Origin of the sequence: Pseudotenacibaculum sp. MALMAid0570, from assembly GCF_040151415.1 — a bacterium.
Lineage (GTDB): Bacteria > Bacteroidota > Bacteroidia > Flavobacteriales > Flavobacteriaceae > Polaribacter.
Genome location: NZ_JBDKWF010000049.1, coordinates 321321 through 347511 on the forward strand (window position 1 = coordinate 321321; position 26191 = coordinate 347511).

Annotated in this window: 25 protein-coding genes; 7 read left to right on the top strand and 18 right to left on the bottom strand. The window is 32.2% G+C overall.

What is annotated here, in order from left to right:
- Window positions 1-40 precede the first annotated feature (40 nt).
- From yidC to pyrG, 3 genes are all read right to left on the bottom strand, one after another.
- On the bottom strand, window positions 41-1924 hold the full coding sequence (gene yidC, locus AAON49_RS11815; RefSeq protein WP_349554831.1) for a membrane protein insertase YidC: 1884 nt from the start codon (window positions 1922-1924) through the stop codon (window positions 41-43).
- Window positions 1925-2065: 141 nt separating this feature from the next.
- On the bottom strand, window positions 2066-2638 hold the full coding sequence (locus AAON49_RS11820) for an adenylate kinase family protein (protein WP_349554832.1): 573 nt from the start codon (window positions 2636-2638) through the stop codon (window positions 2066-2068).
- Between the two features lie 5 nt (window positions 2639-2643).
- Window positions 2644-4257: a CTP synthase gene (gene pyrG, locus AAON49_RS11825; protein ID WP_349554833.1), complete on the bottom strand. Its 1614-nt coding sequence runs from the start codon at window positions 4255-4257 to the stop codon at window positions 2644-2646.
- A 231-nt stretch (window positions 4258-4488) separates the two neighbouring features.
- Between pyrG and rpmH the strand changes: the two genes are divergently transcribed.
- Window positions 4489-4647, top strand: coding sequence for a 50S ribosomal protein L34 (gene rpmH / locus AAON49_RS11830; RefSeq protein ID WP_349554834.1), 159 nt, complete (start codon window positions 4489-4491; stop codon window positions 4645-4647).
- 106 nt (window positions 4648-4753) lie between these two features.
- Window positions 4754-7606 (top strand): carbamoyl-phosphate synthase large subunit, encoded by a 2853-nt coding sequence (gene carB / locus AAON49_RS11835; RefSeq protein ID WP_349554836.1) that lies wholly within the window; start codon window positions 4754-4756, stop codon window positions 7604-7606.
- 35 nt (window positions 7607-7641) lie between these two features.
- Here the strand turns inward: carB and AAON49_RS11840 are convergent, their stop codons facing one another.
- Complete coding sequence (locus AAON49_RS11840; protein WP_349554837.1) at window positions 7642-8958, bottom strand: lipase family protein; 1317 nt, start codon at window positions 8956-8958, stop codon at window positions 7642-7644.
- 385 nt (window positions 8959-9343) lie between these two features.
- Here AAON49_RS11840 and AAON49_RS11845 point away from each other — a divergent pair, with 385 nt between their 5' ends.
- Together AAON49_RS11845 and AAON49_RS11850 are read left to right on the top strand one after the other, a co-directional pair.
- Window positions 9344-10120 (top strand): choice-of-anchor V domain-containing protein, encoded by a 777-nt coding sequence (locus tag AAON49_RS11845; RefSeq protein WP_349554839.1) that lies wholly within the window; start codon window positions 9344-9346, stop codon window positions 10118-10120.
- A gap of 125 nt (window positions 10121-10245) precedes the next feature.
- Window positions 10246-11424: a GlmU family protein gene (locus tag AAON49_RS11850; RefSeq protein WP_349554841.1), complete on the top strand. Its 1179-nt coding sequence runs from the start codon at window positions 10246-10248 to the stop codon at window positions 11422-11424.
- A 53-nt stretch (window positions 11425-11477) separates the two neighbouring features.
- Here AAON49_RS11850 and AAON49_RS11855 read toward each other — a convergent pair whose 3' ends face one another.
- The 4 genes from AAON49_RS11855 to AAON49_RS11870 are packed head-to-tail and all read right to left on the bottom strand — an operon-like array spanning window position 11478 to window position 14375.
- Window positions 11478-12206 (bottom strand): head GIN domain-containing protein, encoded by a 729-nt coding sequence (locus tag AAON49_RS11855; RefSeq protein WP_349554842.1) that lies wholly within the window; start codon window positions 12204-12206, stop codon window positions 11478-11480.
- Window positions 12207-12228: 22 nt separating this feature from the next.
- Window positions 12229-13311, bottom strand: a complete 1083-nt coding sequence (locus AAON49_RS11860; protein ID WP_349554843.1) for a hypothetical protein — start codon at window positions 13309-13311, stop codon at window positions 12229-12231.
- Window positions 13295-13819 carry a hypothetical protein gene (locus AAON49_RS11865; RefSeq protein ID WP_349554844.1) on the bottom strand — a complete coding sequence of 175 codons (525 nt, stop codon included), beginning with the start codon at window positions 13817-13819 and terminating at the stop codon, window positions 13295-13297. The genes AAON49_RS11860 and AAON49_RS11865 overlap by 17 nt, the downstream gene beginning before the upstream one ends.
- Window positions 13809-14375, bottom strand: a complete 567-nt coding sequence (locus tag AAON49_RS11870; RefSeq protein ID WP_349554846.1) for an RNA polymerase sigma factor — start codon at window positions 14373-14375, stop codon at window positions 13809-13811. Before AAON49_RS11870 ends, AAON49_RS11865 begins: the two co-directional genes overlap by 11 nt.
- A 243-nt stretch (window positions 14376-14618) precedes the next feature.
- Between AAON49_RS11870 and lon the strand changes: the two genes are divergently transcribed.
- Window positions 14619-17075 (top strand): endopeptidase La, encoded by a 2457-nt coding sequence (gene lon, locus AAON49_RS11875; protein WP_349554848.1) that lies wholly within the window; start codon window positions 14619-14621, stop codon window positions 17073-17075.
- Window positions 17076-17101: 26 nt separating this feature from the next.
- Here the strand turns inward: lon and AAON49_RS11880 are convergent, their stop codons facing one another.
- The 10 genes from AAON49_RS11880 to AAON49_RS11925 all read right to left on the bottom strand — a co-directional run bounded on the left by AAON49_RS11880 (window position 17102) and on the right by AAON49_RS11925 (window position 25061).
- Window positions 17102-18235: a serine hydrolase domain-containing protein gene (locus tag AAON49_RS11880; RefSeq protein WP_349554849.1), complete on the bottom strand. Its 1134-nt coding sequence runs from the start codon at window positions 18233-18235 to the stop codon at window positions 17102-17104.
- 70 nt (window positions 18236-18305) lie between these two features.
- The gene (locus tag AAON49_RS11885) at window positions 18306-19556 is read right to left on the bottom strand and encodes a paraquat-inducible protein A (protein WP_349554851.1); all 1251 of its coding nucleotides are present in this window, start codon (window positions 19554-19556) and stop codon (window positions 18306-18308) included.
- A 55-nt stretch (window positions 19557-19611) separates the two neighbouring features.
- Window positions 19612-20430, bottom strand: a complete 819-nt coding sequence (locus AAON49_RS11890; protein ID WP_349554853.1) for a mechanosensitive ion channel family protein — start codon at window positions 20428-20430, stop codon at window positions 19612-19614.
- Between the two features lie 7 nt (window positions 20431-20437).
- Window positions 20438-20764, bottom strand: a complete 327-nt coding sequence (locus tag AAON49_RS11895) for a hypothetical protein (protein WP_349554855.1) — start codon at window positions 20762-20764, stop codon at window positions 20438-20440.
- Between the two features lie 2 nt (window positions 20765-20766).
- On the bottom strand, window positions 20767-21273 hold the full coding sequence (locus AAON49_RS11900) for a nuclear transport factor 2 family protein (RefSeq protein ID WP_349554857.1): 507 nt from the start codon (window positions 21271-21273) through the stop codon (window positions 20767-20769).
- A gap of 48 nt (window positions 21274-21321) precedes the next feature.
- Window positions 21322-22407 (bottom strand): glycosyltransferase family 4 protein, encoded by a 1086-nt coding sequence (locus AAON49_RS11905; RefSeq protein ID WP_349554858.1) that lies wholly within the window; start codon window positions 22405-22407, stop codon window positions 21322-21324.
- Window positions 22407-23186: a nucleoside triphosphate pyrophosphohydrolase gene (mazG, locus tag AAON49_RS11910; RefSeq protein ID WP_349554859.1), complete on the bottom strand. Its 780-nt coding sequence runs from the start codon at window positions 23184-23186 to the stop codon at window positions 22407-22409. Before mazG ends, AAON49_RS11905 begins: the two co-directional genes overlap by 1 nt.
- A complete protein-coding gene (locus AAON49_RS11915; RefSeq protein WP_349554860.1) occupies window positions 23187-23606 on the bottom strand; it encodes a DUF5606 family protein in 420 nt (139 codons plus the stop codon). It abuts the gene before it with no gap.
- A gap of 3 nt (window positions 23607-23609) precedes the next feature.
- Complete coding sequence (gene def, locus AAON49_RS11920) at window positions 23610-24197, bottom strand: peptide deformylase (protein WP_349554862.1); 588 nt, start codon at window positions 24195-24197, stop codon at window positions 23610-23612.
- 207 nt (window positions 24198-24404) lie between these two features.
- Window positions 24405-25061 carry an HD domain-containing protein gene (locus tag AAON49_RS11925; protein ID WP_349554863.1) on the bottom strand — a complete coding sequence of 219 codons (657 nt, stop codon included), beginning with the start codon at window positions 25059-25061 and terminating at the stop codon, window positions 24405-24407.
- A 96-nt stretch (window positions 25062-25157) separates the two neighbouring features.
- Here AAON49_RS11925 and AAON49_RS11930 point away from each other — a divergent pair, with 96 nt between their 5' ends.
- Window positions 25158-25679 (top strand): DUF2975 domain-containing protein, encoded by a 522-nt coding sequence (locus tag AAON49_RS11930; RefSeq protein WP_349554864.1) that lies wholly within the window; start codon window positions 25158-25160, stop codon window positions 25677-25679.
- Window positions 25680-25681: 2 nt separating this feature from the next.
- Complete coding sequence (locus tag AAON49_RS11935) at window positions 25682-26188, top strand: DUF2975 domain-containing protein (protein ID WP_349554865.1); 507 nt, start codon at window positions 25682-25684, stop codon at window positions 26186-26188.
- Window positions 26189-26191 lie beyond the last annotated feature (3 nt).

Consider the following 26191-nt stretch of genomic DNA (forward strand, 5'->3'; position numbering starts at 1 on the left):
CAAAACTTGCGGGGTTTTTTATTTATGTATCTAAGAAATACTATTTTCTTTTCTGTTGTTTAGCTTGTTGCTCTTGTGCTTGCTTCATTGCATCGTCTAAACGCTGTCTAAACTTGCTCTTCTTCTTTTCAGGTCGTTTTTTGTTCTCTTCAATTTGAGCAATAATTTTTTTCTCGTCAATTACATAGTTCTTGATTACCAACATGATAACAATTGTAAGTAAGTTAGAGATGAAATAATACAAACTTAAACTACTTGCATAATTGTTGAAGAAGAATAACATCATAATAGGAGAGAAATAAATCATCCATTTCATCATTTTACTCATATCTGGCATTCCTTCTTGCGTTGGTGCTTGCATATTCATTTGCTGACTTTGATTCATCTTCATATAGAAGAAGATCGCAATAGAAGCTAATATTGGAAATAAACTTACGTGACTCCCATACCAAGGAATGTCAAAAGGTAAGTTGAAAACAGTATCATATGAAGACAAATCATCTGCCCATAAGAAGCTTTTACCACGCAATGCAATATTGGTTGGGAAAAACTTAAACAGCGCAAAGAAAATAGGCATTTGTAAAAGCGCTGGAATACAACCAGACATCATACTTACTCCTGCTTTTCGCTGTACAGCCATTGTTTCTTGCTGACGCTTCATAGCGTTTTCCTTTCCTGGATATTTCTTATTTAACTCATTCAATTCAGGGCGAATAACTTTCATTTTCGCACTAGATAGATATGATTTGTATACCAATGGAGACATTAAAATTCTAACTACAATAGTCATCAAAATAATAATCAAACCGTAGTTACCAATAAAGCCTTCTAACATTCCAAAAATTGGAATAAATATCCAACGGTTAATGGTTCCAAAAATACCCCAACCTAAATCGGCAGTCTCATCTATACTAGTTCCTTGATAAGCTTTTAAAGTGTTATAATCAGAAATCCCATAATACCATTTCATATCATAGTTCAATTCACCATTACTCAATTCTAAGGGTGTTTTTAAACTGAACTTCTTAGTAAAAATGCTATCTATCTTCTCATCTTTCACTAAATCCTCAGAAGCTATCGCAGCATTGCTAAAAGGCTTGTCAGATAATAAAATAGACGTAAAGAAGTGTTGTTTGTAAGCAACCCAATCTACATCGTTTATTACTTCGTTGCCACCAGCATTGATATAATCTACTTCATTTTCGGCTTTATAGTAGTAGTAGGAATACATGGTATTCTCTGTTCGCAAACTTTTTTCATGACGATATCCCTTTAAGGTCCAGTCTAAGTTGATTGCGTTTGAAGAATTAATAACAGAATTCAGCCCCTGAGAACGAACGGCAAAATTTACCATATAATCATCAGGTTTCATTTCATAACGATATTCCAAGAATTGGGTATCTGAAACTTTTAGCTTCATTGATAGTACTTGATTATCCCCATTTTGAGTCAAAGCAGGCTCAAAAAATAAATCTTTGGTATTTAAAATTCGGTTATCAGTTGTTCCGAAATTAATATTAAATGTTGCGTTGTTATCTTTAACCATATATAAAGGCAACGAATCATAAGTTTGATATCCTTTGATTAAAGCTTCTACAATTTGTCCTCCTTTATTATTAATACGTAAGAGAAGTTTATCGTTCTCAATAGTAGTTGTGCCTTCTTTTCCTTGTAAGGCGCTATATGCAAAAGCACCCAGCTTGTTTTGTAAAGCAACATTATTTATTGAATCGTTTTCAGTAGGATTCGTTAAGTTAGTTGGTGTTGTAACTTTTGTTGTTTTTGTACTATCCGAGATTTGTTCTGTAGGATTTGTTGTATCGTTCGTAACTTCTGGCTGACTTGTATTCATCCACCATAAAAGGATACCTCCTAATAAAACCATTCCTATAAAGGAATTCACATCAAATTTTTTTTGCTCCATATGTTTTTAAATGTCAGTTTGTCACATTTTCTATGATCAGACTCCAGAAAATCGATGACAAATGTAGTAAAATAGACCTGTTTTTCGTATTTCTATTGTTGATTATTTCGTTATCAATGATAGTTCAAACAGTATTCCGTTTTATGATTGTTGTAAGTTGTTCAGTATTTCTTGCGTAATGTCTTCTATTTGACCCATACCATTAAAATTTGTTACAGAAACTAAAGCTTTAGTGTAATTAATAGCTGGTAGAGTAAGTTCCTCAAATACTCGAATTCTTTTTAAATGGATTTCAGAGTCTTTATCGTCTTTTCTATCTGACGTCTCTGCTCTTTTTGAAGCCCTTTTTAATAATTCTTTGAAAGGGACTTCAATATTTAAAACTTTCGAAATAGATAGTTTTTTAGAATCAACTAATTCCAAAAGATCATTTACTTGAGGAATTGTTCTTGGGTAGCCATCAAGAATAATCCCTTTATTTTGAATATTTTCATCTAGAATTTTTGAAAAGAGATCTTTCATAATTTGATCAGGAACTAAATCGCCGTTCTCTTCATATTGAGACATGATTAAACCAATTTCGGTTTTTTGATTTTTTTCAAGTCTGCAACGATCTCCAGTCGAGATATGCTTGTAGCCTAACTTGTTTTTCAATACTTCACATTGGGTACCTTTTCCTGAATATGGAGGTCCCATGATTATTAAAATTTCCATCTAGATTATTTCTTTGAATGGCTTAATGCGGCATTTACAAAATCAACAAATAATGGGTGTGGATTTAACACAGTGCTTTTGTATTCAGGGTGGTATTGTACACCAACAAACCAAGGGTGAGAAGGAATCTCAACAATTTCTACCAATCCTGTTTTAGGATTGATTCCGGTTGTCTGCATTCCTGCAGTTTTGATTTGTCCCAAATAATCGTTGTTAAATTCATAACGGTGTCTATGACGTTCACTTATCAAAATGTTTCCGTAAGCGCCAAATACTTTAGAATCTTCAGTTATTTTGCAATCCCAAGCTCCTAAACGCATTGTTCCACCTTTATCTGTAATATCTTTTTGCTCTTCCATTAAACTTATAACAGGATGTGGAGTATTTAGATTCATCTCAGTTGAATTAGCATCCTGTAAGCCAAGCACATTTCTTGAAAACTCAATTACAGCCATTTGCATTCCTAAACAAATACCAAAGAAAGGAATGTTATTTTCCCTAGCATATTGAACTGCTTTAATTTTACCTTCAATACCACGATCTCCAAAACCAGGAGCAACCAAAACACCATTCAAGCCTTTTAGTTGTTCAGAAACGTTTTCAGGAGTTAATTCTTCAGAATGAATCCAACGAACTTTAACTTTTGTTTCATTTGTTGCGCCAGCATGAATTAGTGCTTCAGTAATAGATTTATAAGAATCATGTAATTCTACATATTTTCCAATCAATCCAATTTCTACAGTAGAAGTAGGGTTTTTATGTTTCTTTAAGAAATTATTCCATGCCTCTAAATGCGGTTCTTTCTCGGAAGATAGTTGTAATTTCTTTAAAACTACTTCATCCAAGCCTTCTTCTAACATCAAGTTAGGAACATCGTAAATTGTTTCTGCATCAATAGACTGAATTACATCTTCCTTTTTTACATTACAGAACAATGCAAGTTTTCTTTTGATGTTATCAGAAATTTCATGTTCAGTTCTACACACTAAAATATCTGGACTTACACCACTTTGCATCAACATTTTTACTGAGTGTTGTGTAGGTTTTGTTTTTAATTCACCTGCAGCAGATAAATAAGGAACCAATGTTAAATGAATAACAATAGCATTTTCTTCACCTAATTCCCACAATAATTGACGAACCGATTCTACATAAGGTAGAGATTCTATATCCCCTACAGTTCCGCCAATCTCAGTAATTACGATATCATAATCTCCTGTATTTCCTAAGATTTGAATACGGTGTTTAATCTCATCTGTGATGTGAGGAATTACTTGTACAGTTTTTCCTAAGAATTCTCCTTTACGTTCTTTGTCGATTACAGATTGGTAAATACGCCCAGTAGTAACATTATTTGCTTGTGATGTTGGAATGTTTAAGAAACGCTCATAATGACCTAAATCAAGATCGGTTTCTGCGCCATCATCTGTAACATAACACTCTCCATGTTCGTAAGGATTTAGTGTTCCAGGATCTATATTTATATATGGATCTAGCTTTTGTATAGTGACAGAAAATCCTCTTTGTTGTAAAAGTTTTGCTAAAGATGCTGCAATAATTCCCTTTCCAAGAGATGAAGTTACGCCTCCAGTTACGAAAACGTATTTAGTGTTGTTCATGGTTTCCTTAGGTTTGAGCAAAAGTACTAACTCTAGATTTTACCGCAAATAAAAATCAAAAAAAAGAACTAACAATTTGAAGAAAAAAAGAACAAAAAAAATATTTTTAAAAAATTTAAAAATTGTGTTTGTCAAACTTAAAAACAGTTGTATATTTGCCAACGCTTTTAGCAGACGGAATTTCAGCAAAGCAAATTAAAGAATTAAGACGTTATTTAATAACTATTTGAAATGAAAAGAACGTATCAACCATCGAAAAGAAAGAGAAGAAACAAACATGGTTTCATGGAAAGAATGGCTTCTGCTAATGGTAGAAAAGTGTTAGCTCGTAGAAGAGCAAAGGGAAGAAAGAAACTGTCTGTTTCATCTGAATCAAGACATAAGAAATAATGATTAACAATTGTTAATAATAAAGGTGTTGCTTTTTTAAGTAACACCTTTTTTTATATCTAATCACGAACTATTTTTACAAACTGAAAGAAATTAGACGAAAAACATGCCAAAAAGAGACGATCTCAAATCTATTTTAATCATCGGTTCAGGTCCTATTATAATTGGTCAAGCTTGTGAGTTTGATTATTCAGGATCTCAATCCTTACGATCACTAAGAGAAGATGGTATTGAAACCATTTTAATTAACTCGAATCCTGCAACAATTATGACAGACCCTTCTATGGCTGATCATGTATACTTGTTGCCATTAACCACCAAGTCCATTATTAAAATCTTAAAAGAGCATCCACAAATTGATGCTGTGCTTCCTACAATGGGAGGTCAGACAGCGCTAAATTTGTGTATTGAAGCTGATGAGAAAGGAATCTGGGAGGATTTTGATGTAAAAATGATTGGAGTAGATATTAATGCAATTAATATTACTGAAGATAGAGAACAGTTTAGAGAATTGATGGGTAAAATTGATGTGCCTATGGCACCTCAAGCTACAGCTACTTCATTTCTAAAAGGAAAAGAGATTGCTCAAGAATTTGGTTTTCCATTGTGTATTAGAGCTTCCTATACTTTAGGTGGTGCTGGAGCAGCAATTGTTTATGAAGAAGAAGACTTTGATAAGTTGCTAAGAAGAGGTCTTGAGATTTCACCTATTCATGAGGTGATGATTGATAAAGCAATGATGGGATGGAAAGAGTATGAATTGGAGTTGTTGCGAGATAAAAATGACAATGTTGTTATTATCTGTTCAATAGAGAATATGGACCCTATGGGAATTCATACTGGAGATTCTATTACCGTTGCACCTGCAATGACTTTGTCAGATAAAACGTATCAAAGAATGCGTGATATGGCCATTAAGATGATGCGTAGTATTGGAGATTTTGAAGGAGGATGTAATGTACAGTTTGCTGTAAGTCCAGATGAAAGAGAAGAAATTATTGCTATTGAGATCAATCCACGTGTATCACGTTCTTCAGCATTAGCAAGTAAGGCTACAGGATATCCAATTGCAAAAGTAGCAACTAAACTTGCTATAGGATATACTTTAGACGAGTTAGAAAATCAAATTACTAAATCAACTTCAGCATTATTTGAACCTACTTTAGATTATGTAATTGTAAAGATTCCACGTTGGAACTTCGACAAGTTTGAAGGTTCTGATAGAACTTTAGGCTTACAAATGAAGGCTGTTGGAGAAGTTATGGGAATTGGTCGTTCTTTCCAAGAAGCTTTACACAAAGCAACACAGTCTCTAGAAATTAAAAGAAACGGATTAGGAGCCGACGGGAAAGGATACAAAGATTACAATCAAATTATAGAGAAGTTAACACATGCTTCTTGGGACAGAGTGTTTGTAATTTATGATGCAATTGCTATGGGAATCCCATTAAGTCAAATCTATGATATCACTAAAATAGATATGTGGTATTTGAAACAATATGAAGAGTTGTATCAATTAGAGAAAGAAATCTCTACTTATAAAATTGATACAATAGAAAAAGACTTGTTATTGGAAGCTAAGCAAAAAGGTTATGGAGATCGTCAGATTGCTCATATGCTAGGTTGTTTAGAAAGTCAGGTGTATAATAAGAGAGAAGAAATGAACATCCAACGAGTATACAAGCTTGTTGATACTTGTGCTGCTGAGTTTACTGCAAAGACACCTTATTACTATTCTACATTTGAAAATGTAATAGAAACTAAAGAAGGAGATGTAATTACAGCGAATGAAAGTGTTGTTTCTGATAAAAAGAAAATTATTGTTCTAGGTTCAGGTCCAAATAGAATTGGACAAGGAATCGAATTTGATTACTGTTGTGTGCATGGAGTATTAGCTGCTTCAGAATGTGGTTATGAAACTATTATGATTAACTGTAATCCTGAAACGGTTTCTACCGATTTTGACACTGCTGATAAATTATACTTCGAGCCTGTTTTTTGGGAACATATCTATGATATCATCCGCCATGAAAAACCAGAAGGTGTTATTGTTCAATTAGGTGGGCAAACCGCATTAAAGTTAGCTGAGAAGTTAGATCGTTATGGTGTTAAAATTATTGGGACAAGCTTCCAGTCACTAGATTTAGCAGAAGATAGAGGAAGTTTTTCTACATTGTTAAAAGATAACAATATTCCTTATCCACAATTTGGAGTTGCAGAATCGGCTGATGAGGCATTGGCTTTAGCAGATGAGTTAGATTTTCCAATTTTAGTGAGGCCTTCTTATGTGTTAGGTGGTCAAGGAATGAAAATTGTAATTAACAAAGAGGAGTTGGTTGAACACGTAGTAGATTTACTAAGGAAAATACCAAATAACAAGTTATTGTTAGATCATTATTTAGATGGAGCTATTGAAGCTGAAGCTGACGCAATTTGTGATGGTAAAAATGTATATATCATTGGAATCATGGAACATATTGAACCTTGTGGTATTCATTCAGGAGATTCTAATGCTACATTACCTGCATTTAACCTAGGGGATTTGGTAATGCAACAGATTATAGATCATACAAATACGATTGCTAAAGAGCTAAATACTGTTGGACTGATTAATATTCAGTTTGCAATTAAAGATGATATTGTGTATATCATTGAGGCTAATCCAAGAGCTTCCAGAACAGTTCCTTTTATTGCAAAAGCGTACAAAGAACCTTATGTAAATTATGCTACAAAGGTAATGTTAGGAGCTAAAAAGGTAACAGATTTTGAATTTAAGCCAGAATTAGAAGGCTATGCAATTAAGCAGCCTGTTTTCTCTTTTAATAAATTCCCGAATGTAGACAAGACTCTTGGGCCAGAAATGAAAAGTACTGGAGAAAGTATTTTGTTTATTGATAGTTTAAGAGATGATCAATTTTATGATCTCTATTCAAAAAGAAAAATGTACTTAAGTAAATAATAAAAAAGGCTTCCAATTGGAAGCCTTTTTTATTATTATCCTTGCTCTTTTAGAGCTTTCTCTAAAGTCTTTTCATCAATGTTTTGTAAATCAAGACGCGTTAGTTCCATTACAGATAGTTCTTCAGGACTCATATTTATGTTGTTAGCAGGTTTGTTGTCTTTTAGTATTTGATCATAAACCTCCATAAACTCAGAAATGCTAAGTAATGTATTGTAAGCCGTAGTATGTTGTGTGCCAGCTTGAGCGGCAAAACGCACTAAGTTCCTGAAATAAGGAGCATAAGTTTTAAGCTTAGGAATCACTAGCCCTATTAAACTAAGTTTATCATTGATGCTATCATCAAGGTCAGAATCAAAAGTTCCTTGAAGAAGAGTAGAAGGAGAAATTTGTGTATATGGGTTGTAGAAAGGAATCTCTTTACCTTTATAGTTGATTTTTACAGCTAAAGCATTTAATGCTGCAGCACAAGCTAATGTTCCGTTTACTACTTTTGTTGGATTGGCTCCTTTAGGATCTTCAATATAATCGGCGTAAATAGTAGGTATTTCTGAGATGTCTGAAGCTTGCCAAGCATGAGGAACAATATCCAATGCATTGTGTCTACTTACATAAATAATTTTTTTCTGTTTAATGAGCTTCTCGTAGTATTTAGCAAATTTACTAGTTCCTGGAGTTGGACCAGCTGTTGGATATGCACCAATAATTGTTAATCCATTTGGATCCCAACGCGATTGCTTGTTTTGTAAATACAATGCTAAGACAGGAGATAAAGCTCCCCCTAAACTATGTCCGGCCACAGCTACCTCAGTTCCTTTAGCGATAGAATTATTTTCAATAAAATTTTTTAAAGCATCCATCATTTGAAGACCAGTTTTAGGATCTTTCATATTTAGCAATATATTCAAACCAATACTAGTTCCTTTTGCTATACTTCCAGAGTTTGCTTCACCAGAGATAGATTCCCATGTAACAGTATCATTTACACTAAAGTCTTCAACAAACCACCCGAAAGGCGAATTTAAATTTGTTCCTGCGATAGCAGCAACAAAAAGTTTCCCACTTTTACTATAATATAATCCCATTGTGTTATCTGCATGCACTGACTTTGAAGTAGGATCATCTGCATATACAACTGGCCCCCAAACTCTTTGCCAATCTGATCCTAAAAATGCTTTAGTGTCTTCAAGTACTAGGTTTGAAACCTTACTAACGTAAGCTTGCATTTCATTCATCCCTCCTTCACAATTAGTTTGATCCCATGAGAGATTAAAAGCAGAGTTTGCGGAGAATGATAAACTGTAAATCTGTTGTTCTTTTGGATAGGTTGTATCCAGATTTTTTTTACTCATTTTTGATTTTTTAAGGTTAGACAATAAAGGGACTAAAGTTGTAAAACACTGTTAACCAAAGTAATATATAATAAGTGGAATTTTAAGAGTAGAAATACCTAAACGAAAAAATGAGTATAATCTGCTTTAATTAACCAAAGCCATAAAAACACCAGAATTATTTGTTTCATTTCGATGATACTTTTTTCCTTTTTAAACTTTTTTTTTCCACTTTAGATGAATATTCTTTATAAAGAATAAAGAAGCATATACTTTTACACTAAATGTTAAATATTTGTTTGTTAGTGTGTTAATTTTCTATTTATAAAAATAATTAGTTAAATTCACAAAACGATTTCACAAATAAATCATGATTTGAAATCAATAATCTCTAAACCAATGACCCATGAAAAAAAACTACTTTTTTAAACCCTTACTTTTTTTAATACCCATTACGGCATTTGCGCTAATGTCTCTTTCTGGTGGTAGAGACGGTGCATTTTCTGGCTCTCCTGGAGATGCAGGAAATACATGTTCTGCTTGTCATAGTGGAGGATCTTTTGGAGCAAATGTGTCTATCTCTACCAATATTCCTGGAAGCGGTTATGCTTTTAATACTCCTTATACAATCACAGTAACCACAAGTTCTTCTGCTTCTGAACATGGTTTTCAATTAACTGCAGAAAGAGATAGTGATAATGCGAATGTAGGTACTTATACTGCTACTTCTGGAAATCAGATTGTAAACAGTGGAACTCACATGACACATACAAATGATTCTCAAAATTCTTGGACATTTACTTGGACTTCTCCATCTACAGAACAAGGTCCCATTACATTTTATGCATCTTCAGTAGCTGCAGATGGTGGTGGCGGAACTGGTGGTGACCAAGTTGTAACAGGAAACACTGGATCTATTAGTTCTTTGAGTATTTCTGATGCTAGATTGTTAAAATTTGAAATGTATCCAAATCCATCCTCAGATGTATTAAACATTCAATTACCAACAGGAACTAGTAAAGCCAAAGTAGGTGTATTTGATTACACAGGTAGATTAGTAAGTTCTCAAGATGTAACTCCTTCAAACGGTAGAGTAGATGTAACAAACCTGTCTTCTGGGATGTATATTGTTAAAGTAACAGCCGATAATAAGATTGGAGCTCAACGCTTTATTAAAAGCTAATCTGATAAAATATTATAATTTAAACCGATTGGTAAGACAATCGGTTTTTTTTATGCCTTTTTTTAAAGTAAGTTTGCACAAATGCTTTTTGCAAAGAAAACACGACTAACAACCTAAGATAAGAGATGAACTACATACTTTTTGATGGAAACGTACGAAATGCTTTATTGCCTTTTACTTATACAAGGCCAGTTGCTGATATAAGAGTAGGAATTTTAACCATTCGTGAAAAATGGGAAAAAATACTTGGTCTTACAACAACAACGATTACCGAAGAATATTTAGAAGAAAAGTACCCAATGGTAGAAATGGAAGAAAATGTATTAATTAATTCTTCATTTTTACCCAACAAAGAACTTGTTGAAAAAGTAAAAGGACTTTCTCAGAATCAAGCAATATTTTATGGCGAAGAAGTTGTGGCTTTTTACACTGTTGAAACTCAGGAAGAGGTTGATTTTTCGTCTTATGATCAAATAGATTTTGAAGGTGAATTATTGCAAGTAAAGAATACTTGGGATATTTTTTCATTAAATGATAAGGCTATTCAATTTGATTTTGAACTTATTACTGAAGGAAGAAAGTCTCAACCTATTCCAGAAGGAGTTCAATATATCAATAAAGAAAACATATTTATAGAAGAAGGAGCTGAAATACTATTTTCTACTTTAAATGCTTCTAAAGGTCCAATCTATATTGGTAAAGATTCCAAAATTATGGAGTCTTCATCTATACGCGGACCTTTTGCATTGTGTGAAAATGCCATTGTTAAAATGGGAGCAAAAATTTATGGAGCCTCAACTTTTGGACCTAATTGTAAAGTAGGAGGAGAGGTAAATAACTCGGTTTTGTTTGCTAACTCTAATAAAGGACATGAAGGATATTTGGGGAATTCAGTTTTAGGTGAATGGTGTAATCTTGGTGCGGACACTAATACGTCTAATCTTAAAAACAATTACGCAGAGGTGAAAATATGGAATTACGAAACAGGTAGATTTGCTAAAACTGGTCTTCAGTTTTGTGGTTTAATGATGGGTGATCATTCTAAATGCGGAATTAATACAATGTTTAATACAGGAACTGTAATAGGAGTAAGTGCAAATCTTTTTGGAAGTGGTTTTCCTAGAAACTATGTTCCATCTTTTAGCTGGGGAGGAGCATCAGGATTTACAACCTATCAATTACGAAAAGTTTTTGAAGTTGCCGAAGTAGTTATGAAAAGAAGAGGATTAGAATTTACTGAAACTGAAAGCAAGATATTGGAAGCAATTTTTGAAGAAACAAATCAATATAGAAACTACCAATAAATAAAAAGCCTTGAATATAATATTCAAGGCTTTTTATTTGGGGAAATATATAATTAGTTTCTACTTCTTACGCTTCCTGATCCTACAGATTTGGTATCTATCTTAGGAGGATTCCCTTTGTAATAAATACTTCCAGAACCAGCTACAGTAGCTTTAATTTCGTCTTTTACACTAATTCTAATATCGCCAGAACCTGCAATACTTGCTTTTATAGAGTTTACTTGCAATTCATAAGCTTTAATAGTTCCAGAACCAGCAATAGAACTTTTCATATAGTCTGCTTTTCCTGTTAATTTGATGTTTCCAGAACCTCCTATAGAACTTTTTACGTTGGTAGCATCTACTTCTAAGGTAATATTTCCAGAGCCTCCTAAACTAACTCCAAAATCTTCAGCCTTTAAAAGAGTTTCACTTTTTACATTTCCAGAGCCACCTAAAGAAACATGATCTATATCTTTTACAGGAACTGTAACAGTTAACCTTCTTGTAGTTTTAAGATTAACTCCTTTTTCTACTTTGATTTTTAGAGTTCCTTTCTTAACTTCAGTAACAATGTACTCCATTAAATTTTCTTCTCCTTCAATTTTTACTTTTCCTTCAGTACCTTTTACCAAGATTACGTCAAAGAAACCTCCTACGCTAACACCGTCATAACTTCCTGTATTACGAGTTACAGTTGTTACATTTCCGTTACCACGAACTTTTTTATTACCCCACCAATTCTGAGCGTCTACAGAAAATGTAATGGTTAGGATAAATGCTGTGATGATTAATTTTCTCATTTTAATTTATTATTAGTTTTGATTAATTTTCATATAGTGAAACACTACCATATTCCGATTTGATAGTAATTTTCGAATTAGATTTTCCTTTTCCATAAACACCTTCGTAATATTTTTTGGTGCTTTTTACAATTCTTTTGAACATTTCAATATTGTTGTCATTTCTTTTGAAGCCTGCATATTGAAGATCGATGACAAAATTGAAGTTATTATCTGAAGAAGTTCCAATTTTGATTCCAGCATATTCGCTATTGATATATACAGATTCGAAACCTTTGGCTAGATTTTTAATTCTAATAGAACCATAATCTGAAGCAATCTTCAAATTCTTCTTTACTGTTCCGAACTTAAACCCAGTATAATCTCCATTTCCATTAGCATTCACAACTTCTTCAGCTTCAATGCTACCATAATCTGCATTAAATGTTAGGTCTTCTATTTCCTTTAATTTCACAGTAGAATAATCTGTATTCAGTTTAACATCGGTAGCATTTTCTATGGTAAGCCTAGAATAATCTACATTAACATTTCCATCTTTCATAGAGCTAATTGTAGAGCTAGAGCAATAATCTAAGTTGATGTTGGTGTCATTTCCTTTAAGGTCTCCAATACTAATTTTTCCATAATCACAATTAATATTTGCTTGACCTTCTAATTCATTTAAACTAATACTTCCATAGTCGTTGTTTAAATTCGCATTATTGGTAATAGGCATTTTAACCGTATAATTGATTTTATAGGAAATGTTTTTGCTCTTTTTCCAAAAACTCCAACTATTTTTCTTTCCAAGCATAGTTTTGGCTTCTACTAAGCTAGAAGATCCATTAAAAGCAACATCAATTTTCTCTAATCGATCTTCTACATCATCTAGATCGTTTCCTTTTACAGTAATCTTTACATCAATTTCAATCCTGTTTTGGTTCCATGAAGTTACATTCACATCACCATATTTGTTGGTAATGGTTAATGTTGCATTACTGTTTACATCAAAAGATTTCTTAATAGATTTACTTCTTTCGTGTTTTTTCTTTCCGTTATCGTTATTTGCTAAGGCAATAGACGGAATCAGTAATAATAATAAGGTTAGTTTATATATAGATTTCATCATCTAAAGTTTTTGGATTTTTAACTAATTCAATTTGTCTAAGAGTGTTTTCTAAAACTTCTAATCTTTTTCTATAGTTTTCGATCATTTGACTAATAATTCGTCTTTGTTGACCGTTGTCATTTAGTTCTTTAATAAAAAGCTTGTAATCGTCTTCTAATTCTTCCAATCTATCCAGTGCTTTTTCAATAATTTCTTCTGTTTGAAGGCTTCTAGAACCCTCCATTTCCTGAAGACTAACATTAATTGTATTTACAAAATAAGTTTCTACTTCTTCCATTTCTGGTGATATTTTACTTAATACATCTCCGTTAGGTTCTGATGTCTTTCCTAAATAGAATCCAACAACTAATATAATAGAAGCGGCAACACTCATCCATTTCCAAGAAAATTTTCTTTGTGGTTTTACTCCTTGAAGACGTTTCTCAAAACGTTGTATATGACCAGAATGAGGTTCGTGAAAATCAAATTCGTTTTCACTAAAAAAGTTATGTAATTTATCTTCCATACATCTGTGTATTTATAGAGTCTTCTACTAAGACTTGTTTTAATTTTTTCTTTGCTCTAGAAATTGTTGTTCTAACATTTTCATTTGTATATCCTAAAATCTGAGCAATTTCTTCGTAATCGTATCCTTCAATTAAATTTAAATTGAGTACTAACTGATAATTCTGTTTTAACGTGTTGATTTTCTCTGCTACTTTTGTTGCTTTTAACATCGAATAATCAATTCTTTCCTCTTGAACTTCATAATTAGGAATGACTTCCATTTTTACTTCTTGATAACGATTGTTCTTTTTTAACTGAGTTAAACTCTTATTAATTACAATTCGTTTTAACCAAGCTCCAAATGTAACTTCACCTTTAAATGAATCTAATTTGGTAAACGCTGTTAAAAATGCTTCTTGCATAATATCTTCTGCTTCAAATTCATCCTTCAAAATTCTATGCGCAGCATTATACATGGCTTTGTAATAGCCTTTGTATATCTGCATCTGAGCGTTTTGATCAGATCTTTTACAGCGTTCTAACAGTTGGTTGATATGTTGATTATGAGCTTCCAAAGAAACAGTTCTATACTAGAGACAAACCACTTGATAATTTGTGACAGTTTTCAGAGGAAAGTTAGAGAAATTTAATTGATATAGAAAGGTTTTCTACTTGGCATAACAATTGACTCTATATAGTGTGCTTAATTAATGGTTTTTAATTAATTTACTGTTAATTAAGTGTTTATAATGAATTAGAGAAGGATTTATTGTTTTCTTTGTAAAGAGAGCAATGTCACAATGACAGATAAATAAACTATGAGTAAATCAAAAATAGTCACACTAGACAGTTTGTCGCTTTCCAATATATTGAATGAAGATTCGGAATTAATTCCATTGATGACTCCAGAAGATGAAGAGATTATCAATAAAGAAGATGTTCCTGAGATATTACCCATTCTACCTTTAAGAAACACAGTTTTATTTCCTGGAGTAGTTATACCTATTACTGCTGGAAGAGATAAATCTATCGAGCTAATTAATGATGCCAATAAAGGAGATAAGGTAATTGGAGTAGTAGCACAAAAAAATGAAGAAATAGAAGAGCCTACCAAAGATGACATTTATCAAACTGGAGTTGTTGCTCAGATCTTACGAGTGTTAAAAATGCCTGATGGTAATACCACAGTAATCATTCAAGGTAAAAAACGTTTCGAAATTCTTGATATGATTCAGGAACAGCCTTATTTGAAAGCGAATGTCCAAGAAGCAATTGAAGATAAGGATGTAGATGATTTAAAAGAATTTGATGCCATAATCGATTCTATTAAACATCAAGCATTAGAGGTAATTAAAGAAAACCCAATGTTACCGTCTGAAGCTTCATTTGCAATCAAAAATATTCAAAGTAATTCGTTCTTAGTGAATTTTATTGCATCTAACATGGATTTGTCTGTGATGCAAAAGCAAGTGCTGCTTGAAAAAGACAGCTTGAAAGAGCGCGCTTTATTAACATTGAAGAACTTAAACAAAGAACTTCAAAAGTTGCAATTGAGAAATGATATTCAATCTAAAACTCGTTCTGATCTTGATCAGCAACAGCGTGAATATTATTTAAATCAACAATTAAAAACCATCCAAGAAGAGTTAGGAGGAGCTTCTAATGAAGAGGAGTTGGATGAGATGCGTTTGAAAGCCAAAAAGAAAAAATGGACTAAAGAAGTAGGAGAGACCTTTGATAAAGAATTGGCGCGTTTACGAAGAATGAATCCTCAAATGGCTGAGTATGGTGTGCAAAGAAACTACTTGGAGTTAATGTTGGAATTGCCATGGGGCGAATATTCTGAAGATAAATTTGATTTAAAAAATGCACAAAAAATTCTAGATCGCGATCATTTTGGACTAGAGAAAGTAAAAGAAAGAATCATAGAACATTTAGCAGTTTTAAAACTAAAAGGTGATATGAAATCGCCAATTATTTGTTTGTACGGCCCTCCAGGAGTTGGTAAAACATCTTTAGGGAAATCTGTTGCTGAATCTTTAGGACGTAAATATGTTAGAATGTCTTTAGGAGGATTAAGAGATGAAGCTGAAATACGAGGACATCGTAAAACCTATATAGGTGCTATGCCAGGTCGTTTGATTCAGAATTTGAAAAAAGCCGGTACTTCCAATCCTGTTTTTGTTTTAGATGAGATTGATAAATTGGGTCAGAGCCACCAAGGAGATCCTTCTTCTGCAATGCTAGAAGTTTTAGACCCTGAGCAAAACACAGAGTTCTATGACAATTATTTAGAAGTAGGTTATGATTTATCTAAAGTCTTATTTATTGCGACGGCTAATAATCTTGGACAGATTCCTTGGGCATTGCGTGACAGAATGGAGATCATTAATGTAACCGGATATACTATTGAAGAAAAAGTAGAAATTGCTAAAAGGCATTTACTTCCAAAACAATTAAAGGAACACGGTCTAGAGTCTAAACACTTAAAATTAGGAAAAGCGCAGATTGAAAAAATTGTTGAAGGATATACTCGTGAATCTGGTGTAAGAGGTTTAGAAAAACAAGTTGCTAAGGTAGTAAGATATGCAGCTAAATCTATTGCTTTAGAAGAGGAGTACAACGTGGCACTGACTAATGAGGATATAGAAAATATTTTAGGGGCACCAAGATTAGAAAGAGATAAATATGAGAATAACGATGTTGCTGGAGTAGTTACAGGTTTGGCTTGGACAAGTGTTGGAGGAGATATCTTATTTATAGAATCTATTCTTTCTAAAGGAAAAGGAGGATTAAGTATCACAGGAAACTTAGGAACAGTGATGAAGGAATCTTCTACAATTGCTATGCAGTATATCAAAGCAAATGCAGAAGAATTTGGGATAAATCCAGAAATTCTAGAGAATTATAATGTACATATTCACGTGCCAGAAGGAGCAACTCCTAAAGATGGACCTAGTGCTGGGGTAACCATGTTAACATCGTTGGTATCTGTATTTACGCAACGTAAAGTAAAAAGTAGACTGGCAATGACAGGTGAAATTACTCTTAGAGGTAAAGTATTACCAGTAGGAGGAATCAAGGAAAAAATCTTGGCTGCTAAAAGAGCCAATATCAAAGAAATTATTTTGTGTGAAGAAAACAAGAAAGATATTGCTGAAATTAAAGAAAGTTACCTGAAGGGATTAAAATTCCATTACGTAACAGAAATGAGCGAGGTCATAGAAATTGCACTTACAAAGCAAAAAGCAAAGAATGCTAAGAAACTAGTATAAAAAAAGCCACTCAGAGAGTGGCTTTTTTATTTATTCAATTCTTTGCTAATGAAGTTAATTAATGAAGGAAGACTTCTCATGATTGATAACCTACTTCTATCTGAAGTATTTAATTGATAGCAAACAGTAAATTTATCCTTAGCATTATAAACCATATTAGTAATATACCCTGGCATATAACCACTATGTCCGTAAGTAGTACCATTTGGGGTTTCTTTTATGTGAACACCTAATCCCCATTTTCCGCCTAATCTCCCAGCATCAACACCATTAAAGTACTCTTCTAAGAGTTTCGGATTAAACATTTTACCTTCATAAATTTTCTTTCCTAAGACAGCTAAATCGTGTGTGGTTATGACCAATCCGCCACCAGCCCATTCGAATTGCAAATTGTACTTGCTTTTTCCAGATTTATCAAATTGCAAACCAGGGTAGAAAGGGTCATTTTCTGCATTGTATCCTTGAGCAATGTTGTGATAACTTCTTTTTGTCTGCGGAACAACATTTTTTAGACCTGCTTTGTTCAATACTCTTTTTTGAACTTCATCATAGATTGAATTACCAGTAATTTTTTCAATCAACATACAAAGAATGATATAGTTGGTATCAGAATACGCAAAATTTGTTCCTACTTCAAATTCTGGTTTTGCATCAAAAATATAGGACAATAACTCCTCAGGTTTCCATACTTTATTCGCATCTTTAAGTACATCTTTTTGAAAATCTGGACTAAACACATACCTCGGTATTCCCGTTTGATGACGCATTAAGTGTCTTACCGTAAGTGTTTTTGCATTGGGGATTCTTTGAAACCAATCATAGGCTTTCATTTTGGAAAAAATTAGCTCATCCAATTTTAATTTCCCTTCATCAATTAGTTGTAAGGCAACAACAGAATAAAATACTTTTCCAGTACTTCCTCCTAACATTTTTGTAGTTGCAGACATCGGAATTTTTTTCTCAACATCAGCAAAACCTCTTGTAAAAGTTTTTACTTCTCCATTAGGAAGAACAACAGATAATGAAACTCCAGGAGCATTTGAGTTTTTCCAAATTTCATCCAATTTTTGATCAACTGTATCAAAAACGTTACTGTTATTTTGAGCAACAAATGTTGTTGCTAAAAACAAGCAAACTATTGAAAAGAATAATTTTTTCATAAGAATATGGAATAGAATTATTCTTTAAAGATAAATGATTCTAGACTAAGATTACTATGTAAGAATAATCCTAAGACTTTAGCTTCTCTACTTTTTGTGAAATAAAAATGCTTACCAATACAAAGGCTGTAAACGCATAAAACCCAAACAACAATCCAGAATTGTTGGTGGTAAGAACTGCTGTAGATTTTGTAATACTTTGTAATTGATTTAACTGTTCAGTAATTAACCCATCAAAACCTAAATATGCCATGAACAAAGCAATAACAAATACATCTGCCATCGACCATTTTCCTGTTTTAAACACAAAGAATTTGATGACTCTATTATTTTTTAGTTTTGAGCTGAATACATATCCTATTGAAGCCAATAATTTAGATACTGGGAAAAGTACACTAAATAAGAGCACTAGAATACCAACAAAGAGTAAATCAAATCGATTTTGAGAAATCATTAAGTCAACAACTTCCATAATACTTTTACTCTTATAAAATAGCACTTGATCCTTGAATTGAATAGTTTCTCCTAAGAAAGGAAAATTCAATTCCTCTATTCTGGCATCAATAGCTATCATAGGTAAGAAAATTCCTAGAGAAAGTAAAAGAATACTATACAATGTAAATAATAGAAACTCTACCTTGGTTTTAGCAGTAAAGAAAATCAGAGATAAGATTGTTACAATAAATAAGGCAAGTAATATATAATTATAAGTGTTTTTATTAGAATTGTTTTCTTCAATTTTTTTGCTAATAATAACAACAGCATCTGTTTTATCTTTTGCCTCATATTTGTTAATGATATTATTTAGAGCAGTATAATCTGTTGCTAAAAAAGTGTCTTTGGTATATGTGTCTAGTTGATCTTCTAGATATTTTTGAAGCATTTCTCGACTGCCACCTTCAGTTAGAAAACTATAAATTTCATCAGTAAAAATGGGAATATCCTTTCTTACTTGCTCAAAAATACCAGCAAAAGACGAGATACTTCTTTTTAATAAACTGGTAATGCCTCCACCTTTATTTTCCTCATTATATCTTTTCTCAAAATTATCAATGGCCTTTCCTAAGAAAGCTGAAATTTCTTTTTTCATGGCTTCTTCATCTGTGTTAGCGATGTTGAAGTCATCCATTTTTTTTGCAATAAGTCCGGCAAAAACTTCTTTCCATTCATCTACATTGAACAATCCGTATTTGATGTCTTGGAGTTCAACTAAATGATCGTGATAGGTTTGATTTTGTTTTTCCTGTTGATAGGTTTTATAACCGAAAAATGCAGAAACTGCTAAAAGAGCAGTCAAAAAAATTAGTCTTAAAGCTTTCATGTGTTTATTAGTTTACTTAGCCTTAAGACTAATTTATAAGAATTTTGTTACTTAACTAGTCGTTTTTGTATAAATGTACATCCATTTGTGGATAAGGAATATTTAATCCTTCTTTAGCAAAAGTATTGTATACATTTTCATTCATTTCAAAATAAGCTCCCCAATAGTCACTTACTTTGATCCAAGATCTCACAGTGAAGTTTACAGAACTATCTCCTAAAGAAGAAAGTACTATAGAAGGCGCGTCTGGCGATTTTAACAATCGGTTATCTGCATCTACTAGTGTTTTTAATACTTCTTTGGCTTTTTCAACACTATCACCATAAGCAATTCCAAAAGTCCATTCTACCATTGTTAAATCGTTGTTAGAAAAATTCACCATTGAAGAATTAGAAAGACCTCCATTCGGAATAATTATAGTTCTATTATCTGGAGTCTTTAAGATGGTATTAAAGATTTGAATTTCATGAACTATTCCTTTGTAACCTTGAGCTTCTAATAAATCTCCAACTCTAAAGGGTTTGAATAATAAAATCATAACACCCCCAGCGAAATTTTGAAGCGTACCTGATAAGGCTAAACCAACTGCTAAACCTGCGGCTCCTAAAATAGCTACAAAAGAAGTCATTGGAATACCTACCAGCCCTAGAACACTTAGGATGAGCATAACTCTTAATAGTATGCCAAAAATGCTTTTTAGGAAAGGCTTTAGAGAAACATCAATTTTTTGTCTATCGAGAATTTTATTGAAGCTTTTCAAAATGATTTTGATAATCCATGATCCGATAATCAAAACTAGAATTGCTCCTACTAATTTTGGACCATATTCAATGGCCATGTTTGTAATTTTTTCTAAGATTTTGTCTGCGTCCATAAGTTGGTTATTTAGGTTTTAAAGTATTTACATAACTAAGACCCTTTTTGAGGTAAAAAGTCACTACTTTTTTGTTGGATTTTAATAAGGAGTTAGGAATCAATACATAATCACGCATTGTGGCTCCGTAAGATTTAAAAATACCAGATTCAGGAAATTCTTCTATAAACTTTTTTTGATCTTCCTTAGATAACCTAATTCCTAACTGAGCATCTTTATTTAGTAATGAAAACATATATCCATTAGATGATGTATAAGGCATAGTTTTACCCTTTCTTTCAATAGTAGCATCTGCAGCTATAGCATCATACAATTTTAAATGTTCTTCCCACATTATTACTCGCTTTCAGGCATGCTTTGCCATATTACATTGATAATTTTCCATTGATTATTGTATTTCCCCAAATGAAAATAATCAATTCCCCATTCAGCAGTTAATTTAGCTGATGCTGTTTTAGAATTGATATCGTAAATTTCGATTTTTTTAGGAGAATTCTCATCTGTTCTTTTTCCATCTTTATTCCAACGAGCTGCTAATCTCACCAATTGCTCATAAGTCATGGGTAGATTGTCCATGTATGCACTATCTTTTTTATTATACCAATATCCTATTTTTCTTAAGGAAGTGTCCACGCTTTTTTCAATTCTAGTGGAATCTACTTCATAAATTCCCTCAACATAATCTAAGATGGCTGCTTTAACATCTTGATGATCTTTGTTGTTCCATTCTTTTTTATGCTTTTTGTGATTGTCATTTTCATGATTATTCTCTCCTTTACAAGAAGAAAGAAACAAGGTGCTTGTAATAAGTAATGCACAAAAAAGTAAAGCTAATTTTCTCATGTGATTTCTTTTTAGTTTGTCTAAAGTTAACAATTAAAATGAGAAACTCTATGAGTTGAGAAGTCGTTGGTAAAGTTTTAACGTATCGTTTACAGTATCATTAATATGATATACAGTTTCTATTCGATGTTTTGCATTTTCTCCCATTTTCTGTCTTAAGTCATCATTATTAATCAATTTGGAGATGGCATTTGCAATGGCCTTAGAATTCTTTTTTGGAACAATAATTCCTGAGCTTTCATCAATTAATTCAGTACAGCCGCCAGCATCAGTCATCACAATAGGTTTTCCAACAGACATAGCCTCACTAATTGCTCTTCCAAAACCTTCTTCTAAAGAAGTTTGAGCATAGATATGCGTACTCTTTAAAATAGAAATTACATCTTCTCTTCTTCCTAATAAGTGAATTTGATCTTTAATAGGACTTTGATTCCTCAACTTTTGAAAAGAGGCTTGTTGAGTTTTTTCTCCAATTAAGATGTAATGAACATTTTTATCTGTTTCTAAATGATATGATGATCGTAAAAAATACTTGGTTCCTTTTACCTTTCTATGATTTCCAACCAAGCTCACTACAATAGCATCTTTGGGAATGCCAAACTCAGACAAATCTTTAGAAGTGCTTTTCTGAAACCAATCTGGATTATATCCTTTATAAATTTTGATAGCTTTTTGTTTGTTCTTGCCAAACAATTGGTTTCTTACATGATTGTATACAAACTGACTATTACAAATGATTGCATCTAGATTAGAATTCAAATACGTCAAATAAGAACTCAAATCATACCAATGTAAGCTAGCTGACCCGAAATAGATAACCGATTTGATGTTTGTTTTTCGTAAGACAGGAATAGCATTTCTACATGATTTCCCATCAACAAAATGAACCAAATTTATATTATGATCGGTAACAAGTTTTTGAAAGTCCTTAGTATATTTTTTATCAATAGATTTTAGAGGGAAGACTTTTTTGTATTGAATATTCAAGTCTTTTAGGTGATGTTCTACTTCTTTAGAAAAATTACCCGTCAATAAAATTTTAACGCCTTGTTTTTGAAGCCCAGCAGCTAATTCTATTTGCGCTTGCTGAGAAACATAAGGTTCATTTCCTTTGATGACAAATAGCACATTCATTACTGATGAATTTTCTTAGCTTCATCCCAAAAAACATCCATTTCAGCTAAAGACATGTCTGCTAGTTTCTTTCCTTTTTCTTGGGCGGCTTTTTCTAGATATTGAAAACGCTGAATAAATTTTTTATTGGTTCTTTCTAAAGCATTCTCTGGGTTTACATTAATAAACCTCGCATAGTTAACCATAGAAAACAAAACATCACCAAATTCTGAAGCAATACGTTCTTGATTGCCTTTTTGGATCTCTGTATTTAGCTCTGAAAGTTCTTCTTGTACTTTTTCCCATACTTGATGAGGTTCTTCCCAATCAAAACCAACACCTGAAACTTTGTCTTGAATTCTATTGGCTTTTACAATTGCAGGTAAGCTTTTAGGAACACCTTCTAAAACAGATTTCTTGCCTTCTTTTAATTTGAGCTTTTCCCAATTCTGCTTAACTTCTTCTTCATTTTCTACGGTAACATCTCCATAAATATGAGGATGCCTACTAATGAGTTTCTCAGAAATAGAATTGGCAACATCTGCCATGTCAAATGCTTTTTTCTCAGAACCAATTTTTGCATAAAAAACGATGTGCAAAAGAAGATCTCCTAATTCTTTTTTTATCTCCTCAAGATCGTTGTCTAAAATGGCATCAGCAAGTTCATAAGTTTCTTCAATAGTTAAATGACGTAAGGACTCTAAGGTTTGCTTACGATCCCAAGGGCATTTTTCCCTAAGATCATCCATAATGTCAAGTAATCTGTTGAAAGCTTCTAATTGCTGTGCTCTAGTGTTCATCTATACTTCTTCTGTGTTTTCTTGTACAGATTCTACTTGAGAAAAATCTAATCCAGCTTTTACTAAGATGTTATACCATTGAATTACTTTCTTGATATTAGAAGTATAAACACGTTCATCATCATATTCTGGTAAAACTTCAGCAAAATACGCTGCTAATTTGTTTCCACTTTCTTTATGACTCATAGCTTCTTTTCCTTCTTCCTTTTCGTAAATAGATTTAAAAACTGTTAACAAAGGAATTTCTTCTTCATAGGTGTAAATAGCAATGTTTTCTAACAAGCTTACATTATTTGTAGAAGGAATTGGGAAACGTTTTTTTTCTGTTAAAGATTCTACTATGAACCCTGTTTTGGTTTGTGAAATTGCTGAATATAATCCTGGCTTACCAGATACGGCAATAATTTTACTAAACTCCATGTATTATTTTTTCTTTAAATTAGGAAAGCGCATTCTATACTCTGTATTAATCTTTCCTTGTGATATTTTTTCTAATTTCTTTTTTAGAATTCTCTTTTTTAAGGATGATAACTTATCAGTAAATAAAACTCCTTCTAAATGATCATATTCATGCTGAAAAACTCGAGCAGCAATACCTGTTAATGTTTGTTGATGAGTTTCAAATTTTTCATCCTGATATTCAAAAGTTACATTTTCTTGTCTAAAAACATCCTCTCTAATATCTGGAATACTCAAGCAACCTTCACTAAAAGCCCATTCATCACCTTCTTCTTTAATCACTTTAGGGTTAATAAATACCTTGTTGAAATCCTTTAATTGATCTCTCTCTTGTTGGGTAAGATCTTCATCTTCAGCAAAAGGAGTAGCATCAATTACAAATAGTCGAATAGACTTTCCTATTTGAGGAGCAGCAATACCAACACCTGAAGCATTGTACATTGTTTGCTTCATATTGGCGATTAATTTATCCAAATCAGGATAATTAGCATCAATCTCTTTTGCTACTTTTCTCAATACAGGATCACCGTAAGCTACAACAGGTAAAATCATAAGGTTTTATAAATTCTAATAATTCACGGCAAAAGTACAAAGTTCGAAGGATAAAGTTAAAGGAGAAAAGAGAAAAGTTAGAAATACTTAGAAGAAGAAAGAATTTAAGATGTATTTAAAAAGTCTAAGCGTTAATAGTATTGTCTGACTTTGTATACTTCATTACTCATTACTCATTACTCATTACTCAATACTCATTACTCATTACTATCTAACCCCATTCCATTCATCAAAAAACTGGTTTAAGAAACCTTCCATATATAAATGCCTTTCTTCAGCAATTCTCCTTCCTGTTTTTGTGTTCATTCTATCTCTCAATAACAAGAGTTTTTCATAAAAATGATTAATGGTAGGTGCGGTTGATTTTTTATATTCTTCTTTAGTCATGTTTAGATTTGGAGCAATTTCAGGATCGTATAAAGTACGATTTTTAAATCCGCCATAATTAAAACAACGAGCAATTCCTATTGCGCCAATAGCATCCAAACGATCGGCATCTTGAACTACAGATAATTCAGGAGATCTAAATGTTTTTCCAGAACCTAAACTCGATTTAAAAGAGATGTGTTTGATAATATTCTCTATATGTACTATAATCTCTTCCTCAACATTTTGTTCCTCTAAAAAAGATCGTGCTTTTTTAGGTCCAACAGACTCATCTCCATCGTAAAATTTAGCATCAGCAATGTCATGTAACAAAGCACCTAAAGAAATAATGAATTCATTAACCTGTTCTCCTTTTGCAATTAGTAATGCGTTTTTATAGACACGCTCTATGTGAAACCAATCGTGTCCACCTTCAGCATTTTTTAAGGTCTTTTTGACAAAATTGATGGTGTTTTTAATAATAAGATCCTGATTCATAATGCGAAGATACCAAACATAATATTATTGCTTTTTAATAAAAAATTATTGTTTTACGATAATTTTTATATATTTGTAATCAGAAACATTATAAAAATGAAAAATAAAACAGATCAGCTGCTAAAAATCATGAACTATGTTTCATGGATTGTTTTTATAGGGCTATTAATAAAGGTCGGAACAATTATAACTACCTATTTTATCAGTATAAACAATGAGGAAGCTGCAAAAAATTTATTTGGAGGATTAGATTTGTCTAGCTACAGAGAATTCAGTTTTGTACAATATAGTTTTATAGTTAGCTACAAAGTATTTCTTTATGCTTCAGAAGCATATGTAGCTCTTTTGGTAGCAAAATTATTAGGGAAACTGGATTTAAAAAATCCGTTTAATGTAACAGTTCATCAGTTAATGGAGAAAATAAGTTATAGTATTTTAAGTATCTGGATTGTAGCAATTTTACACAATGCGCAAGTAAGACACATTGCTAAAAAGAATGGTTTACCAATGGATTTGTTCTCAAGTGATTTTATTTTTCTTGCGGGAGTGATATTTATTTTCGCTCAAATTTTAAAAAGAGGAATTGAAATTCAATCAGAAAACGATTTAACAATTTAGACATGATACAGAAATTAAAAATACTATTATACTTACTTTTTGGACTTATGACATTTATCATGATAGGAAATATTGTATTTAACATCTCTGATGTAGTACTAGAGAAAAATATTTTTTTGTCAAAATCATTTTACCCTAAATTCTTTAATGTTTCAATACGAGAGAAATTATTAGCAATAGCCTCTATCATAGGAATGTTAAGTTTTTGCACAGGAGTGTTTTTTATTATGAGGATTCTAAAAGAAAGAGAATTGTCTAACTATTTTTCACAACCAATCATAACTCTTATTGAAAGATCAGGGCATTTTGTATTATTCTCTGGTGTTGTTAATTTTTGCATAGCAATTATTTCATTATTCTTAACTTTTCAAAGAATGGTATTTCCCGCAAATAAAATATCGATAACTCTAGCAATACTATCAATCATTATAGGTGTATTTTTATTACTTATAAGCAAAGTTTTAGCAAAAGCACAAGGTCTAAAGTTGGAAAACGATCTAACAATCTAACCA